The organism is Streptococcus sp. CCH8-H5, assembly GCF_001556505.1.
Classification (GTDB): Bacteria; Bacillota; Bacilli; order Lactobacillales; family Streptococcaceae; genus Streptococcus.
The window spans coordinates 1-2,280 of record NZ_LSIZ01000022.1 but is presented as its reverse complement, the minus strand read 5'-3'; the positions used below and the strand labels follow the sequence as shown (position 1 = coordinate 2,280).

The 2,280-nt window shown below is 36.9% G+C and carries 1 protein-coding gene; it reads right to left on the bottom strand.

What is annotated here, in order from left to right; all coding sequences use genetic code 11:
* Positions 1-2,280 (bottom strand): glucosyl transferase (locus AX663_RS00715; protein ID WP_060972424.1); only part of this gene is annotated, 2,280 nt, incomplete at both ends.

Sequence of the window (2,280 nt, the reverse complement as noted above, 5' to 3'; positions counted from 1 at the left end):
GTTTACCGTTACTGTGGAAGTAGACTGGGACATTGTCAATGGTTTGTTCACCGGTAACTTTATCACCATTGACATCAACGTAGTAGAAATAGTCCTCACAATCGAAGTCTTTGCTTGAAAGTGGGTAGTGACTAATGTCTACTGGTATTGTGTTATCATTGAGACCAAAAATAAAATTATGTGGGTACTTGATAAAAAAGTTATCGACAGGATTACCGTATTTATCTTGAAATTTCCAGTTATAGATATGGACGTAACGGTTTGTTACAAGTGCACCAGTATCCTTATCATAGTAGTGTCCATCAGGAGCAAAACGTCCCTTAACCTGTGCTCCATTAGGGAAGAAGTACATTTTGACATAATCAAGTGTTTGAGGTCCTTTTAGTGGTCGGCCTTCCCTATCAAGGTAATACCAGTCCTTTGCATATAAAATTTCGCCATTTATGGTACTACCAACGGAAGTCAATACTTCTTTAAAAGTATTGGTCACTAGTTCACCAGAATCTTTGTCATAGAATTTACCGTTTTGAGCAACCCTTCCTTTGGTCTGAAAACCCCAAGGATTATCAAAGTATAGTTTTTGACCATTAATTTCAACTTCTCCTGTTGCAGCTGTACCATCTTTTGTAAAATAATACCAAGTTCCAGTTCCATTACGTTCGAAAAAGCGATTTTTCAAGATTTTACCACTATGATCAACATAATAGACCTTATTATTTTCATAGATAAAACGATCTCGTAACATTTCTCCAATGTCATAGTGTTTATACGTATTTTCTGGACGGAAGTAATAGAAATCGCCATTAATTTCCTGAAGCCCAAGAACTATTTGTCCTTTATCATCAAGGTAGTAGGTTGAATCATTTTCATTAACAAAGCCTGCATGGGTTACTTTGCAACCATTGTCTTTATCATAGTAGTACTTAGGCATGTAATAATATTTGGAGATAAACTTCGGATCTCTTACAAATCCTCCTTTAATCTGTTTACCATCATGGGGATCGAACATAACATCTTGTCCATCAATAATGTAGGCCCCTTTTAGTGGGCTACCGTATTTATTAACATAGTACCAATTACCATTAACTTCAACGTAACGATTGGTTACGAGATTTCCTGTATTGATATCGTAGTAACCTTTAAGGTCATTATATATATCTAAATAGGCCCCTTTGACTTGTTGTCCATTATCCCGGAAGAATACTCTTTGTCCCTTAATGATTTGGAAACCGATAAGGTTTTCTCCGCTTGCATTCTTATAATACCAGTTACCCTGTTCATCGCTATAGTAGCCGTTAGGGTTTGGAGCATCTTTACCAATTCCATTTTCATCAAAGTTATAAGTCATCCCATTGATCGTTAGGCTTGTATTTACAACACGAGCTCCAGAATCAGGATCATAGTAACGGAGGACCCCATTATCAAGAACAAGTTCTCCTTTAGCTTGACGGCCGTTTGAGTAGAGATAGACGATTTGTCCATTAATAAGGGTTTCCCCATCTTTAGGACGAATAGCATTTCCATCATCACCGTAGTAGTACCATTTATCATGTTCTTTAATTGTTTGTTTTTTGACTAACTGACCGGTTTCTGAGTCAAAATAGTAACGACGGGTAATGTTTGTGGGCGTTCCATATTTATTAGAAGTTGGAAGAGTCTTTCCATCTTCTAGCTCTATGCTGATTCCTTTTTGCATGACACCAGAGTTGATTTCGAAATAATAAAGATTACCATCAATCATACGAGTTCCTGTATATTTAGAACCGTCATTATTGATAAAAAAGGTTCTTCCTTCTTTATCTTGAACGAGACCTTCTTTTCTAACTCTAGCTCCGGTGTTAGGGTCATAATAGTGCATCTTATCAAGATTACCAGAATACTTTTCACTAAAGTCTCCTTTGACTTGAGTTCCGTCATAATCAAAATAAACTTCTTGCCTATCAATGGTTTGTTCCCCCTTGAGAGGAATACCATCCTTGTCAACATAGTACCAGTTTCCCTTATATTCTAGATAACGTTTGGTTTGTAGTTGACCAGTATTATCATCAAAATAACGGTATAGTTTGTAATTTACGATTTGTGGTCCTTTAATTTGTTTTCCGTCCTCCCAGAAGGAGACTCTTACGTTATCAATCGTTTGGTCTCCAGTAAGTTTTTTCCCATTAGCATCTTCATAGTACCAATTCCCCTGTTTATCACTGTAGTAGTGACCGCCAGTGATATTATTTTCAGCAGAGGGAACTTGAGAATTAGGGGTATCAGTATCACTAGTTGTTGGTG